This is a genomic window from Sinorhizobium sp. NFACC03 (genome assembly GCF_900103435.1).
In the GTDB taxonomy this organism is placed as follows: Bacteria; Pseudomonadota; Alphaproteobacteria; order Rhizobiales; family Rhizobiaceae; genus Ensifer.
The window spans coordinates 1,022,321-1,037,704 of record NZ_FMXF01000001.1 but is presented as its reverse complement, the minus strand read 5'-3'; the positions used below and the strand labels follow the sequence as shown (position 1 = coordinate 1,037,704).

14 protein-coding genes are annotated in these 15,384 nt (G+C 62.9%); 12 read left to right on the top strand and 2 right to left on the bottom strand.

The window, feature by feature from the left end:
- Positions 1 to 42 precede the first annotated feature (42 nt).
- The 10 genes from BLU35_RS05100 to rpmG all read left to right on the top strand — a co-directional run bounded on the left by BLU35_RS05100 (position 43) and on the right by rpmG (position 11,975).
- On the top strand, positions 43 to 984 hold the full coding sequence (locus BLU35_RS05100; RefSeq protein WP_057252282.1) for an aspartate carbamoyltransferase catalytic subunit: 942 nt from the start codon (positions 43 to 45) through the stop codon (positions 982 to 984).
- Positions 981 to 2,273, top strand: coding sequence for a dihydroorotase (locus BLU35_RS05095; protein ID WP_093232271.1), 1,293 nt, complete (start codon positions 981 to 983; stop codon positions 2,271 to 2,273). Before BLU35_RS05100 ends, BLU35_RS05095 begins: the two co-directional genes overlap by 4 nt.
- Positions 2,274 to 2,303: 30 nt before the next feature.
- Complete coding sequence (gene plsY / locus BLU35_RS05090; RefSeq protein WP_058321478.1) at positions 2,304 to 2,915, top strand: glycerol-3-phosphate 1-O-acyltransferase PlsY; 612 nt, start codon at positions 2,304 to 2,306, stop codon at positions 2,913 to 2,915.
- A complete protein-coding gene (gene dprA, locus BLU35_RS05085) occupies positions 2,915 to 4,063 on the top strand; it encodes a DNA-processing protein DprA (protein WP_093232270.1) in 1,149 nt (382 codons plus the stop codon). Before plsY ends, dprA begins: the two co-directional genes overlap by 1 nt.
- A gap of 228 nt (positions 4,064 to 4,291) precedes the next feature.
- Positions 4,292 to 6,958, top strand: a complete 2,667-nt coding sequence (gene topA / locus BLU35_RS05080; RefSeq protein WP_093232269.1) for a type I DNA topoisomerase — start codon at positions 4,292 to 4,294, stop codon at positions 6,956 to 6,958.
- Positions 6,959 to 6,960: 2 nt separating this feature from the next.
- Positions 6,961 to 9,333, top strand: coding sequence for a ribonuclease R (rnr, locus tag BLU35_RS05075; protein ID WP_093232268.1), 2,373 nt, complete (start codon positions 6,961 to 6,963; stop codon positions 9,331 to 9,333).
- A gap of 26 nt (positions 9,334 to 9,359) precedes the next feature.
- Positions 9,360 to 9,815 (top strand): DUF983 domain-containing protein, encoded by a 456-nt coding sequence (locus BLU35_RS05070; protein ID WP_057252287.1) that lies wholly within the window; start codon positions 9,360 to 9,362, stop codon positions 9,813 to 9,815.
- Positions 9,812 to 10,516 (top strand): NUDIX hydrolase, encoded by a 705-nt coding sequence (locus BLU35_RS05065; protein ID WP_057252288.1) that lies wholly within the window; start codon positions 9,812 to 9,814, stop codon positions 10,514 to 10,516. The genes BLU35_RS05070 and BLU35_RS05065 overlap by 4 nt, the downstream gene beginning before the upstream one ends.
- A 13-nt stretch (positions 10,517 to 10,529) precedes the next feature.
- Positions 10,530 to 11,714, top strand: coding sequence for an MFS transporter (locus tag BLU35_RS05060; RefSeq protein ID WP_093232267.1), 1,185 nt, complete (start codon positions 10,530 to 10,532; stop codon positions 11,712 to 11,714).
- A 93-nt stretch (positions 11,715 to 11,807) separates the two neighbouring features.
- On the top strand, positions 11,808 to 11,975 hold the full coding sequence (gene rpmG, locus BLU35_RS05055) for a 50S ribosomal protein L33 (protein WP_034795357.1): 168 nt from the start codon (positions 11,808 to 11,810) through the stop codon (positions 11,973 to 11,975).
- Between the two features lie 575 nt (positions 11,976 to 12,550).
- Here rpmG and BLU35_RS05050 read toward each other — a convergent pair.
- Positions 12,551 to 13,918: a PleD family two-component system response regulator gene (locus tag BLU35_RS05050; RefSeq protein ID WP_065374609.1), complete on the bottom strand. Its 1,368-nt coding sequence runs from the start codon at positions 13,916 to 13,918 to the stop codon at positions 12,551 to 12,553.
- A gap of 17 nt (positions 13,919 to 13,935) precedes the next feature.
- Positions 13,936 to 14,307 (bottom strand): response regulator, encoded by a 372-nt coding sequence (locus tag BLU35_RS05045; RefSeq protein WP_003537642.1) that lies wholly within the window; start codon positions 14,305 to 14,307, stop codon positions 13,936 to 13,938.
- Positions 14,308 to 14,463: 156 nt separating this feature from the next.
- Between BLU35_RS05045 and BLU35_RS05040 the strand changes: the two genes are divergently transcribed.
- Positions 14,464 to 14,733 (top strand): DUF3572 domain-containing protein, encoded by a 270-nt coding sequence (locus BLU35_RS05040; RefSeq protein WP_093232266.1) that lies wholly within the window; start codon positions 14,464 to 14,466, stop codon positions 14,731 to 14,733.
- Positions 14,734 to 14,735: 2 nt separating this feature from the next.
- Positions 14,736 to 15,377 (top strand): hypothetical protein, encoded by a 642-nt coding sequence (locus BLU35_RS05035; RefSeq protein ID WP_286161433.1) that lies wholly within the window; start codon positions 14,736 to 14,738, stop codon positions 15,375 to 15,377.
- Positions 15,378 to 15,384: the final 7 nt, after the last annotated feature.

Genomic DNA, 15,384 nt, shown 5'->3' with positions numbered 1-15,384 from the left:
GTCTTATAGAGCGACCACATTTCCAGAGCGCAAGGGCGGCCCATGATCACTTTCCCGCATCGCCACCTGCTCGGCATCAAGGGGCTCACGGAGCAGGATATAACCTATCTGCTCGATCGCGCCGATGAAGCCGTCCAAATCTCCCGTCAAAGAGAGAAAAAGACCTCCACGCTGCGGGGGCTGACGCAGATCAACCTCTTCTTCGAGGCTTCGACCCGCACGCAATCGTCCTTCGAGCTCGCCGGAAAGCGGCTTGGCGCCGACGTCATGAACATGTCGGTCGGCAACTCCTCGGTGAAAAAGGGCGAAACGCTGATCGATACGGCGATGACGCTGAACGCCATGCACCCGGACGTGCTGGTGGTGCGCCATTCCTCGGCGGGTGCTGCCGCACTCCTGGCGCAGAAGGTCTCCTGCTCCGTCGTCAATGCCGGCGACGGTCAGCACGAGCACCCAACCCAGGCCCTGCTCGACGCGCTGACGATCCGCCGCGCCAAGGGTAAGCTCTCGCGCATCATCGTGGCGATCTGCGGCGACGTGCTGCACTCGCGCGTGGCGCGCTCCAACATCCTGCTCCTGAACCAGATGGGCGCCCGCGTGCGCGTCGTCGCTCCGGCGACGTTGCTTCCCTCGGGGATCGCCGAAATGGGCGTCGAGGTCTATCACTCGATGGCCGAGGGCCTGAAGGATGCGGATGTCGTCATGATGCTGCGCCTCCAGCGCGAGCGCATGGCCGGCTCTTTCGTGCCTTCGGTGCGCGAATACTTCCACTACTACGGGCTCGATGCGCAGAAGCTGAAGGCGGCCAAGGACGATGCGCTCGTCATGCACCCCGGGCCGATGAACCGCGGCGTCGAGATCGCCTCGGAAATCGCCGACGGCCCGCAGAGCGTGATCGAACAGCAGGTCGAGATGGGCGTTGCCGTACGCATGGCGGTGATGGAAACGCTGCTTCTCTCGCAGAACCAGGGGCCGCGCCTATGACCAGACCACTCGTTCTGAAGAACCTCCGCATCGTCGATCCCTCGCGCAGCCTTGACGAGGTCGGCACTGTCATCGTCGGAAACGACGGCCGCATCCTGGCCGCCGGCGCGGATGCACAGAACCAGGGCGCGCCCGATGGCGCCTTCGTCAAGGACTGCGATGGCCTGACCGCCGTTCCCGGCCTCGTCGATGCCCGCGTGTTCGTCGGCGAACCGGGCAGCGAACATCGCGAAACCTTCGAATCCGCGTCGCGCGCAGCAGCGGTCGGTGGCGTCACCACCTTCATTGCGATGCCCGACACGGATCCTGTGATCGACGATATCGCGCTGGTCGAGTACGTAAAGAAGACGGCGCGCGACAAGGCCCTCGTCAATGTCCATCCTGCCGCGGCCCTGACCAAGGGACTGGCCGGGGAAGAGATGACCGAATTCGGCCTGCTGCGCGAAGCCGGCGCCGTCTGCTTCACCAATGGCCGACGGTCGATCCACGACACGCTGGTTCTGCGCCGGGCCATGACCTACGCGCGCGAATTCGGCGCCGTCATCTCTCTTGAGACCCGCGACAAGTATCTCGGCGCCAACGGCGTCATGCACGAAGGCCTGCTCGCAAGCTGGCTCGGCCTTGCTGGGATCCCGCGCGAATCGGAGATCATCCCGCTCGAGCGCGACCTGCGCATCGCCGGCCTGACGAAGGCCGCCTACCACGCCGCCCAAATCTCGGTTCCCGAATCGGCTGAGGCCATTCTTGCAGCACGCCAGCGCGGCGCTAACGTCACCTGCGGCATCTCGATCAACAATCTGGCGCTCAACGAAAACGACATCGGCGAGTACCGCACCTTCTTCAAGCTTTCGCCGCCCCTTCGCAGCGAAGACGACCGGGTGGCCATGGCCGAGGCGCTGGCCGACGGCACGATCGACATCATCGTCTCCTCGCATGACCCGCAGGACGTCGACACCAAACGCCTGCCGTTTGCCGACGCTGCCGACGGTGCGATCGGCCTTGAAACGCTGGCAGCGGCCGCTCTTCGGCTGTACCACAGCGGCCAGGTTCCACTGATGCGCCTGATCGATGCCATGTCGACCCGCCCGGCGGCGATCTTCGGTCTCGACGCAGGCACGCTGAAGCCGGGCGCCAAGGCCGATATCGCGGTCCTCGACCTCGACGAGCCGTGGGTGCTCTACAAGGAAGCGATCGTCTCGCGCTCCAAGAACACGCCGTTTGAAAATGCACGCTTTACCGGCCGGGTTGTGCAAACCTATGTTGCCGGCAAGCTTGTGCATTCCGCATAAGCCCAAAGCGGTCGCGCGGGAGGGGAACCGGTGGATCTATTTTCCTGGCAGCTTGGGCTGCCCTTGACGTTGTTGAGCCTGGGCTTCGGCTATCTGCTCGGCTCGATCCCATTCGGACTGATCCTGACCCGCATGGCCGGGCTGGGCGACGTCAGAAAGATCGGCTCGGGCAATATCGGCGCGACCAATGTGCTGCGCACCGGCAACAAGAAGCTTGCCGCAGCGACCCTGCTGCTCGACGCGCTCAAGGGCACCGCGGCAGCCGCCATTGCATCTCATTGGGGCGTCGAAGCGGGGATCGCCGCAGGCTTCGCCGCCTTCATCGGCCATCTCTATCCCGTCTGGCTCGGCTTCAAGGGCGGCAAGGGTGTCGCCACCTATATCGGCGTCCTCCTTGGCCTCGCCCCACCGATGGTGCTCGCCTTTGCGGTGATCTGGCTCGCCATGGCGAAAATCAGCCGTTACTCCTCATTGTCCGCACTGGTTGCAACGGCTATCATCCCGGTTCTACTTTACGCGGTAGGGAACGAAAAGGTCGCTCTCCTCTTCGCGGCAATGACCATCATTAGCTGGGTGAAGCATCGCGCCAATATCCAGCGGTTGCTCGCCGGCACGGAAAGCAAGATCGGGGACAAGGGATAATGTCTGAAGGCAGCGCAGGACGAACCGGAGTGGCGCTGACCCAACGACAGAAATTATCCTGGCTGCGGCTGATCCGCAGCGACAATGTCGGCCCCATCGCCTTCAGGGACCTGATCAACCACTTCGGCACGGCGGAAAACGCGCTCGACGCGCTTCCAGAACTATCCCGGCGCGGAGGGACCAAACAGGCCTATCGTGTGGCAACGGTAAGCGAGGCCGAACGGGAGCTGGAAGCGGCGCGACGCTGCGGCGTAGTCTTTGTCGGCATCGGCGAGCCAGGTTATCCCTCGGCGCTTCGGCAGATCGACGGCGCTCCCCCTCTCCTCGCGATGAAGGGCGATCTCAAAGCTGCAATCCGCCCGTCGCTCGGCATTGTCGGCTCGCGCAACGCGTCGGCCAGCGGCGCCAAGTTCGCGGCGATGATTGCCCGCGATGCCGGTCGCGCCGGCTATGTCGTCACCTCGGGTCTCGCGCGCGGCATCGATACCGCCGCCCATCGCGCAAGCCTCGAAACCGGCACGATCGCCGCGCTTGCCGGCGGCTTGGATCGGCCCTACCCGCCCGAAAACATCGGCTTGCTTGACGAGATCACATCGGGCCGGGGTCTGGCGATCAGCGAAATGCCCTTTGGCTGGGAGCCACGTGCACGCGATTTCCCCCGGCGCAACCGGCTGATTGCCGGCGTCAGCCTCGGCGTGACCGTCGTCGAGGCGGCCAATCGCTCCGGCTCGTTGATCACCGCGCGTTATGCCGCCGATTTCGGCCGGCTGGTCTTTGCCGTTCCGGGATCCCCACTCGATCCCCGGTGTCATGGCACGAACGACCTTTTGAAGCAGGGCGCGATCGTCACGACCTCGCCGGACGATGTCCTCGAAGCATTGGCGCCGCTCAGCCAGTTCGAACTACGCTTGCCAAGCGTCAGGGAGCCGGAGGGGCATGCGCAACCGAACGCCCCCACCGCGACCAGCGACAACGACCGTGCGGCCATCATCAATGCGCTTGGTCCGACGCCGGTCGAAACCGACGACATCGTCAGACACACCGGGCTTTCGCCAGCGCAGGTCTACCTTCTTCTCCTGGAGCTCGATCTCGCCGGGCGGCTCGATCGCCACGCCGGAGGACTCGTGTCTCTTACGACAAGCGAATGAGCGCCGGCGATGGCGACCCGCGGCCGTGAAGGCGAGCAGACACCCATTGCAGATTGCAGATGCGATACAATCTTGCATGAGTTGCATCGCCACCTCTCATCGTTATTTTGGGTGAACCCTCTTGACCCCGCACGAATCCCTGTCCATTTCGGGGCATCGATACCAGGCGACACACGGCGCTGACAGCGCTGACGCCCGAACCAGAACCGGTTGTCTCAGAAAATGACGATGAATGTTGTAGTGGTGGAGTCGCCTTCCAAGGCAAAGACGATCAACAAGTACCTCGGGCCTAACTACAAGGTGCTGGCTTCGTTTGGCCATGTGCGCGATCTGCCGGCGAAGGACGGTTCGGTCCGTCCGGATGAAGACTTCGAAATGTCCTGGGAGGTCGATGGCGCCTCGGCCAAGCGCATGAAGGACATTGCCGACGCGGTCAAATCCGCTGACGGCCTCATTCTCGCAACCGACCCGGATCGCGAAGGCGAAGCCATTTCCTGGCACGTTCTCGACCTTCTGAAAAAGAAGAAGGTGCTCGGCGACAAGCCGGTGAAGCGCGTCGCCTTCAACGCCATCACCAAGAAGGCGGTTCTCGAAGCAATCGCCCACCCGCGCGACATCGACATCTCGCTGGTCGACGCCTATCTGGCGCGCCGCGCACTCGACTATCTCGTCGGCTTCAACCTGTCGCCGGTCCTCTGGCGCAAGCTGCCGGGCGCCCGCTCGGCCGGCCGCGTGCAGTCCGTTACGCTGCGCCTTGTCTGCGACCGCGAATCCGAGATCGAGCGCTTCGTCTCCGAGGAATACTGGAACATCTCGGCGCTCTTGAAGACCCCGCGCGGCGACGAGTTCGAGGCCCGCCTCGTCTCGGCCGATGGCAAGCGCCTCGCGCCAAGGGCTGTCGGCAACGGCGAAGATGCCAACCGGCTGAAGACCCTGCTCGATGGCGCCGCCTATGTCGTCGACAGCATCGAGGCAAAGCCGGTCAAGCGTAACCCGTCGCCGCCTTTCACCACCTCAACACTGCAGCAGGCCGCCTCCTCCAAACTCGGCTTCTCCGCATCGCGCACCATGCAGGTCGCGCAGAAGCTCTATGAAGGCGTCGACATCGGCGGCGAGACAGTCGGTCTGATCACCTATATGCGTACCGACGGCGTGCAGATGGCGCCGGAAGCAGTCGAGGCCTCGCGCAAGGCGATCGCCAGCCAGTTCGGCGACCGCTACCTGCCGGAAAAGCCGCGTTTCTATTCGACCAAGGCGAAGAACGCCCAGGAAGCGCACGAAGCCATCCGCCCGACCGATTTCAACCGGACGCCGGACCAGGTCCGCCGCTTCCTCGACGGTGATATGCTGCGCCTCTACGATCTCGTCTGGAAACGTGGCATCGCGAGCCAGATGGCATCGGCCGAGATCGAGCGCACCACGGCAGAAATCACCGCCGACAACGGCGGACAGAAGGCCGGTTTGCGCGCCACCGGCTCGGTCATCCGCTTCGACGGCTTCATCGCCGCCTATACGGATGCCAAGGAAGACGGCGAACAGACGGATGATAGCGAGGAGGATGGCCGCCTGCCGGAAATCAACGCGCGCGAAAACCTCGCCAAGCAGAAGATCAACGCCTCGCAGCACTTCACCGAGCCGCCCCCGCGCTACTCGGAAGCGAGCCTGATCAAGAAGATGGAAGAGCTCGGCATCGGCCGGCCGTCCACCTACGCTGCGACGGTCACGACCCTGCTCGACCGCGACTACATCACCAACGACAAGCGCAAGCTCATACCCCAGGCCAAGGGCCGTCTGGTGACGGCGTTCCTAGAAAGCTTCTTCACCCGCTATGTCGGCTACGACTTCACGGCGTCGCTCGAAGAAAAGCTCGACCAGGTCTCGGCCGGCGAGGTCAACTGGAAGGATGTTCTTCGCGACTTCTGGAAGGATTTCTTCGCACAGATCGAGGAAACAAAGGAGCTGCGCGTTACCAACGTGCTCGATGCGCTGAACGAAGAACTGGCGCCGCTGGTCTTCCCGAAGCGCGAAGACGGCGGTGATCCACGCATCTGCCAGGTCTGCGGCACCGGCAAGCTGTCGCTGAAGCTCGGCAAATATGGCGCCTTCGTCGGCTGCTCGAACTATCCGGAGTGCAACTTCACCCGCCAGCTTTCCTCCGACAGCAACGGCGACCAGGAAGCGGCGGTCTCGAACGAACCGCAGGCACTTGGCAAGGACCCGCACACCGGCGAGGAAATCACGCTGCGCAGCGGCCGTTTCGGTCCCTATGTCCAGCGCGGCGACGGCAAGGAAGCGAAGCGCTCGAGCCTGCCGAAGGGCTGGACGCCGTCGACAATCGACCACGAGAAGGCCGTGGCCCTTCTGTCGTTGCCACGCGATATCGGCGCGCACCCCGAGAGCGGCAAGATGATCTCGACCGGCCTTGGCCGCTACGGACCGTTTGTGCTGCACGACGGAACCTATGCCAATCTCGAATCGATCGAAGACGTCTTCTCGATCGGCCTCAATCGCGCCGTGTCGGTTCTCGCCGACAAGCAGTCGAAGGCGGGTGCCGGGCGAGGCCGCACCGCGGCCGCCTCGCTCAAGGAACTTGGCGACCACCCGGACGGCGGCTCCATCACCGTTCGTGACGGGCGCTATGGCCCCTATGTCAACTGGGGCAAGGTCAACGCTACCCTGCCCAAGGGCAAGGATCCGCAGTCGGTAACGGTCGAGGAGGCACTCGTGCTGATTTCGGAGCGTGCCGCCAAGGGTGGAACGACCAAGGGCAAGCCCGTGAAGGCCAAGACGACCAAGGCGGCGGCAAAATCCGAGGACGGCGCAGCCAAGCCGACCAAGGCCAAGGCACCTGCCAAGAGCAAAACGAAGACGGCCGCCAAGGCCAAGAAGGGCTGACCTTGACCAGAATACCGCGCGACCCGACCGAGCAGTCCGGCAAGAGAAGCCTGGGCAAGAAGCCTGCTCGCGCGGCCAAGGGAGCACCGGCTCCGGCAAGCGAGCCCATCATCCACGGTGCGGTTCCGCCGCGTGACGTGCTGATGCGTTTCATTGCCGAAAACCCGGACCGCGCCTCCAAGCGCGAGATCGCCAAGGCCTTCGGGCTCAAGGGCGATACCCGTGTCGAGCTCAAGGCGCTGCTGAAGTCGCTGGAAGTGGACGGCTTTGTCGAAAAGAAGCGCAAGTCGCTGGTGCGTCCCGGCGCCCTGCCCCCGGTGACCGTGCTCGACATTACCATCCGCGATGTCGACGGCGAGCTGATCGGCCGGCCGGCCGAGTGGCTGGACGACGACGGCGTTGCGCCGGCGGTGCTGATCAAACAGTCTGCTGTCGGCAAGGCCAAGGGCAAGGTCCCGGTCGGCGGCCTCGGCGATCGGGTGCTCGCCAAGATCTTCCCCGCAAAGGAGCGTGGCGGTCCGGCCTATACGGCGCGCATCATCAAGGTTCTCGACAAGCGCAAGGACGCCGTGCTCGGCGTCTTCCGCGCCACACCAGGCGGCGGCGGCCGGCTGATGCCGATCGAAAAGCGCGGCGAAGAAGTGCTCGTCGATCCGGAGTTCACCGGCAACGCGCAGGATGGCGATCTGGTCGAAGTGCAGCTCTCGCGCCTCGGTCGCTACGGTCTGCCACGGGCCCAGGTCCAAAACGTCATCGGCTCCGTGGCCTCGGAGAAGGCAATCTCGACGATTGCCATCCACGCGCATGGCATCCCCCACATCTTCCCGGAGCGTGTGATCGAAGAGGCGAACGCCGCCGGTCCCGCCACGATGGCGCATCGCGAGGATTGGCGCACGCTGCCGCTGATCACCATCGACCCGGCCGATGCCAAGGATCACGACGATGCGGTTTATGCCGAACCCGACCCGTCCGAGGACAATCCCGGCGGCGTCATCGTCACGGTCGCAATCGCCGACGTCTCCTATTACGTCCGTCCGAAATCGGCGCTGGACCTGGAAGCGCTGAAGCGCGGCAACTCGGTCTATTTCCCCGACCGGGTGGTACCGATGCTGCCCGAACGGATTTCGAACGACCTCTGCTCGCTGAAGGAAGGCGTCGATCGTCCGGCGCTTGCCGTGCGCATGCGCTTCTCCAAGGAAGGCCGCAAGGCCGGCCACACCTTCCACCGCATCATGATGAAGAGTGCTGCCAAGCTCTCCTACCAGCAGGCACAGGCGGCGATCGACGGCAACCCGGATGACAAGACCGGGCCGATCCTCGACGCGATCCTGAAGCCGCTCTGGGAGGCCTATCGGATCCTCACGCGCGGGCGCGACCGGCGCCAGCCGCTCGAACTCAACATGCCCGAGCGCAAGATCATCCTGAAGCCCGACGGCACGGTCGATCGCGTTTTCGTGCCGGAACGCCTGGACGCCCACAAGCTGATCGAAGAGATGATGATCCAGGCGAACGTCGCGGCCGCCGAGACGCTGGAGCAGAAGCGCCAGGTGCTGATCTATCGCGTGCACGACCAGCCTTCGCTCGCCAAGCAGGAAAGCCTGCGCGAGTTCCTGGCGACGCTCGACATCTCGCTCGTCAAGGGCGGCAACATGCGCTCGAACCATTTCAACGGCATTCTCGCCAAGGCCGAGGGGAAACCTTTCGAGACGATGGTCAACGAGATGGTGCTGCGGTCGCAGAGCCAGGCGATCTACAGCCCCGAGAATATCGGGCACTTCGGCCTGAACCTTTTGAAGTACGCGCATTTCACCTCGCCGATCCGACGCTATGCCGACCTGATCGTGCATCGGGCGCTGGTTGCCTCACTCGGTCTGGGCGAAGGCGGACTGACGCCGCAGGAAGAGGGCGTGCTCGACGACATCGCCGCCGAGATCTCGACCTTCGAGCGTCGCGCCATGGCGGCGGAGCGCGACACCGTCGACCGGCTGATCGCACACCATCTGAATGGCCGTGTCGGCGAGGAATTCGAAGGCCGCGTCTCCGGCGTCACCAAGGCGGGACTCTTTGTCACCCTGCCCGCCTATGGCGCCGATGGCTTCGTTCCGATATCTACGCTCGGGCGCGACTACTTCATCTATGATGAGGCGCATCAGGCGCTTTCCGGCGAAAAGACCGGGCTCGGCTATCGCCTCGGCGATCCCGTGCGCGTCAAGCTCGTCGAAGCTGTGCCGCTTGCGGGTGCGCTCAGGTTCGAGATGCAAAGCGAGGGGCGCAAGATGCCGACGGCAACACGCTCCTTCCACAAGTCCGGCCGGCGCGATCGCACCGGAGCACGTAAGACGCCGGGAACGCGGCCGCCGCGAGGCAGGCGTTAGAACTCCCGTAAGGCAGAGGAATGGGCATGAAAGCAGCGGCAGGCGAAACACTTCAACTGGGCGGTAGCGAAAGCGACAAGCGCTCCGTTGGCCTTTCGATGAAGCGCGGCTTTCTCGGCCGTTGCCCGGCCTGTGGCAGCGGCAAGCTGTTTCGCAGCTACGTCAAGTCCGTCGATGCCTGCGCCGCCTGCGGCGAACGCATGGACCATCACCGCGCCGATGACTTCCCGCCCTATATCGTCGTGACGATCGTCGGCCACGTCGTGCTCGCGGGCTACATGATGACCGATCTCATCCTGCCGCTGACAACGTGGCAGCATCTGGCGATCTGGGCACCGATCACCGTGATCAGTTCGCTGGCGCTGCTGCAGCCGATCAAGGGTGCCGTCATCGGCCTGCAATGGGCGCTCAGGATGCACGGTTTCGGCGGCCACGAAGACGCACCGGAAGATGTCCTGCCGCCGCGAGACGACAGGGCATGACGTCTGCGCGGGGCCTGGGCGGCGAGGTCGAACGCCAACGTTCCGCAGCCGTCAGGCCACGCGATGCGGCCTCCGTCATGCTGCTCGACCGCCAAGGGGGACGCGTGCGCGTCCTGATGGGCAAACGGCACAGCGCCCATGTCTTCATGCCGGATCTCTATGTCTTCCCCGGTGGGCGACGCGATGCCGGCGATCACCGCATCGGCTTCGGCTCCGACCTGCACCCTTCCGTCCTGCATGCGCTGAAGGCGGCCGGCACGCGCGAGCTGACGGATGCACGCGCACGCGCGCTCGCCCTTGCCGCACTGCGCGAACTTTACGAAGAGGCCGGCATCGCCGTCGGGCAACCGGCTCCCTCTGCCACAGCGCCGGTTCCATTTCTTCCTGATCTTGCAAAGTTGCGCTATATGGCTCGGGCCATTACCCCTCCGGGCCACGCGCGGCGGTTCGATACGCGCTTCTTCGCGTTGTTTGCGGACGAGGCCAAAATCGATCCGACACGCTTCCTGGACAGCCGGGAGCTTCAGGATTTGCAGTGGATCGATGTGAACGATTCTCCGTCTCTACGGATACCCGACATCACCGCCATCATACTTGCTGACCTCAGAAGCAGTCTCGACACCGATCCGTCGCTCCCCTGTGAACGAGAGGTGCCACTTTATGCCGCGCGCCGTGGGCGCCTCGTCCGCACGTTGCTCTAAGGACCCTCGTCGCATGTCACAGCCGTCGCCCGGTACAGTTGCACCGGTTGAGGAAATTCACTGGCGGTCGCTGATCGCCGCCGTTGCAGCGATCAGTGCGGTCGGCATTGCAATTGGTCTCGGTCTGCCGCTCCTGTCGATCATCATGGAGAAGCGCGGAATCTCCTCGACGCTGATCGGCTTGAACTCCGCCATGGCTGGCGTGGCATCGATGGTTGCCGCCCCGTTCACGACCAAGTTCGCTCATAGACACGGCGTCGCGCCGACAATGCTGTGGGCCGTCCTGATCGCAGCAACGAGTTCGTTCGGCTTTTACTACATTACCAACTTCTGGCTCTGGTTCCCGCTGCGGATCGTTTTCCATGGGGCGATCACCGTCCTCTTCATTCTCTCCGAGTTCTGGATCAACGCCACGGCGCCGCCGGCAAAGCGCGGCTTCGTGCTCGGCATCTATGGCACGTTCCTGTCGCTGGGCTTCCTGACCGGGCCGCTGTTGTTTTCAATCCTCGGCAGTGAAGGCATCCTGCCTTTCATGGTTGGCGCCGGCGTCATCCTGCTTGCCTCGGTGCCGATCTTCCTCGCACGCGACGAAAGCCCCGTCATAGACGAGAAGCCGGAGCGGCATTTCCTGCGCTACGTCTTCCTCGTGCCCACCGCAACCGCCGCCGTGTTCATCTTCGGCGCGGTCGAATCAGGCGGTCTTTCGCTGTTCCTCATCTTCGGCACGAGAGCCGGTTTCAGCGAATCGCAGGCGGCCCTCCTGCTGACTGTCATGGGGGTCGGAAATTTCATCTTCCAGATCCCAGTCGGCATGTTGTCCGACCGCGTCAAAGACCGGCGAACCCTGCTCTCGGCCATGACTGTTATCGGCCTTGTTGGCGCGCTGTTCCTGCCGCTTCTGGTCGAAAGCTGGTTCCTGATGGCGATCGTATTGCTGTTCTGGGGCGGCTGCGTCTCCGGGCTCTACACGGTCGGTCTCAGCCACCTTGGCTCGCGGCTGCAGGGCGCCGATCTTGCCGCCGCCAACGCCGCTTTCGTGTTCTCCTATGCCGTCGGCACGGTTGCGGGGCCGCAGGCCATCGGTGCTTCAATGGATGCCACCGGCAACAATGGCTTTGCCTGGGCGATCGCCGGCTTTTTCGGCCTCTATGTCGCGCTTTCGGTGGTCAGGATCGTTTTGAAGCCAAAACGGCCTTGACTTTTCGGCCGCGATTTGTAGTTTCGCGCCAACCTTGCCCGTGGCCCGCAACCGGTTGTCCACGGCTTTCATTGTTACAAAGGCAGGACGACCATGGCAAAAGCCACCACCATCAAGATCAAGCTGCTTTCGACAGCCGACACGGGTTTCTTCTACGTCACGACCAAGAACAGCCGTACGATGACGGAAAAGATGACCAAGACCAAGTACGACCCGGTCGTCAAGAAGCACGTTGAGTTCAAGGAAACCAAGATCAAGTAAGATCGACCGTTTCTCGGGAATTTAGGGCGCCGACCGCAAGGTCAGGCGCCCTTTCCTTTTGGACGTCCGGGAAACGGCGCGCAAGGCACCGCTGGCTTCGGTGAAAGGATGCTTGAAAGACATGCCGACACGGCGCCCCCTCGCCCGGTGCCGAGAAAGCAAAAACGCCGCCCCAAGATGGGACGGCGCTTCGGAAAGGGGGTCGGCTGGCGTCTGACTGCGGCACGAGGATTCCGCAGAAGTCAAAAGCCAACCGACCGACCCCACGACCCAGGAGATGCGGCGGACCTGAGCATCATGGGGTAAGTAAAATGTTGGTAGGCGATGCCTACTTGTTCATCAGCATCACCTGAAAATGGAAAAAAATCAACGAATTCTTAATGCGCGAAGCGGTGCCGCTAAGCGCATGGTTAATTTTGTATCAGACTGAGACAGGCACACGCATGGGCGCCGCGGCTACGCAATCTCCCCGGTAGCATCGGCTGTGGCGAGAATACAACTTTAAATGCAACCCGCAAGAGGTGACCCAAGAAAATCACTGGGTCGCGGAGCGCCCGGATTGGACGGACAAACGCTCAGGCGGCCGCCGCCACCACGCGGTTGCGGCCCTCGTGCTTGGCCTGGTAGAGCGCCGTATCCGCGCGCTTCAGCAGAGCCTCGGCCGTGTCAGCACCCGGCCTGAGCGTCGCTATTCCCATCGACGCCGTTACCTTCAAAACGCCATCCGCCTGCGGAACCGGGAACGGCAGGCTTTCGATAATCATGCGCAAGCGCTCGGCGACGCCCGCCGCCATTTCAGCCGACGTATCCGGCATCACGACGACGAATTCCTCTCCGCCGAAACGGCAGGCAAGATCGGCACCGCGCACGGTGGTGCGAATGCGGTTGGCGAACTCCCGAAGCACTTCGTCGCCGGCATCATGGCCGTAGGTATCATTGACCTGTTTGAAACGGTCAATGTCGGTCATGCAGATGGAGAGCGGCCGGCCGCGCGCCGCAGCCCGGTCCATCAACAGTTTCAGGTGGGTGTCGAAATAGCGGCGGTTGTGCAAGCCTGTCAGGCCATCGGTGACGGCAAGTTCGATGGTCTGCTGCACGCTCGAGCGCAGCCTGTCATTGCAATGCTTGCGCCGGATCTGGGTCATGGAGCGGGCAATCAGTTCATTGGGATCAACCGGCCGCATCAGATAGTCCGTCACGCCGAGATCGAGTGCACGCACCACCATCTCATCGCTGCCCTGCTCCGCGATCAAGAGGATCGGGATGAAGCGCGTCCGCTCCAGCGAGCGCAACTGCGAACACAGCCGCAGCGGATCGTAGTCGTCGAAATTCGCGTTGACGATGACCAGGTCGAAATTGTTCTCGGCCGCTTCGAAGAGCGCCGCCTGCGGATCGGAAATCACCGAGACATCGGCGATCGGCTTGAGCGCGCGCTGCAGCCGCTCCTGTGACGAGCCACGGCCATCGACGAGCAGAACATTGCCCGGCTCGTCCGGACGGTCCGCACGGCCGGGGTCTTCGAGGCCGATGGTCTGCGCAGTCTGGGCGCGCAGGCGCAATTCGTCGCTGACATTCTTCAACCGTACCAGGCTCTTCACGCGCGACATTAGCTGGAGATCGTTGACGGGTTTGGTCAGGAAGTCGTCGGCGCCGGCCTTCAGGCCGCGCACGCGATCCGACGGCTGGTCGAGCGCCGTCACCATGACGACCGGAATATGCGCCGTGCGCGGATTGGCCTTCAGCCGTTCGCAGACCTCGAAGCCGTCGAGGCCGGGCATCATGATGTCGAGAAGCACGAGATCGATGGGCGTCTTCTCGCAAAGCGCCAGCGCCGAATAGCCGTCATTGGCCGTCAGCACATCGAAATACTCGGCGAGCAGCCGGGCTTCGAGCAACTTCACATTGGCCGGAACATCATCAACGACAAGAATACGCGCAGTCATATCAATTTTCCCGCCGCTCAGGCATCGCCCAGGTAGGTTTTGATCGTTTCTATGAACTTCGGTACGGAAATCGGCTTGGAAACATAGGCTTCGCATCCACCCTGGCGGATCCGTTCCTCGTCGCCCTTCATCGCAAATGCGGTGACCGCAATGACCGGAATGACGTGCAATTCATCGTCTTCCTTCAGCCATTTCGTCACTTCCAGACCGGATACTTCCGGCAACTGGATGTCCATGAGAATGAGATCGGGCCGGTGCTTGCGCGCGAGCTCGAGCGCCTCCATGCCGTTGCGCGTCTGGATCGTCGCGTAGCCGGAAGCCTCAATCAGGTCGCGGAACAGTTTCATGTTCAGCTCGTTGTCTTCAACAATCATTACCTGTTTGGGCATGTCGATCCCTTGCTGTCCATCATCGTCTTGCAAGTCTCCTCAGGACATTTAACTTGCAGAACCGACGACTCGACCCATTTCCTCAACTTCAGAGATAGGCCTATTTGGTTGAAAAATAGGTAACTCCGCACGTAAAAACCATACGGGGACGAAGCATTGAAGAGCGCTGACGAAATCGCCATCGACATCCTTGCCTGGCTCGCCGGCGAGCCTGAGCTTCTGTCCCGTTTCCTGGCACTGACGGGCACCGATCCAACGGCGTTGCGCAATGCCATTGCCGAACCCGGCTTCATGGGCGGTCTCATCGCCTTTCTCATGGACCACGAGCCGACGCTGATGGCATTCTGCCAGGCAACCGGCACGGCACCGGAAGATGTCGTGCGCGCCCATGCGGCGCTTTCGGGCCATTCGGGTTTTGAGGATTGAGCGTGCCAGGCAGGTCTATAGACGACCGCATACAGCTTCGAGAGCGCCCGCTGATCGTCAGTGACGTCGATGAAGTCGTGCTCGAATTCATCAATCCCTTCAAAGCCTTTCTCGATAGCTGCGGCCATGTGCTGCTGCCCCGATCGTTCCGCCTGACCGGCAACATCATCGATCGCGCGAACGAACAACCGCTGGCGGAGGCGGAGGTCAAAGCCCTGCTTGATTCCTTCTACGGGACGCAGGATCGCTGGCAGACGCCGGCTGCACAGGTCGTCGAGACTTTGGCTGCTCTGTCGAAGGAAGCGGACATCGTTTTCCTGACGGCGATGCCGCCGCATCACGCGGCGGTCCGCCGTGCCTTGCTCGACCGGCTTGGCCTTCCCTATCCGCTGCTTGCCTCCGAGGAACCGAAGGGACCGATCGTCCAAAATTTGCACGGCGGACGCCCGGTTCCGCTGGTCTTCGTGGATGATATTCTTCGCAACCTGCAGTCGGTCCAGCATCACACGCCGTCCTGCCTGCTGATCAACCTGATGGTTAACGCGGAGTTTCGCGCCCTTGCCCCAAAGCCGGACGCCGGCATCCGCGCTGTGGCCGACTGGCCGGAAGCGGCGGCCACCATCCGCGCGCATTTCGAGGGTTAGTTCAGCG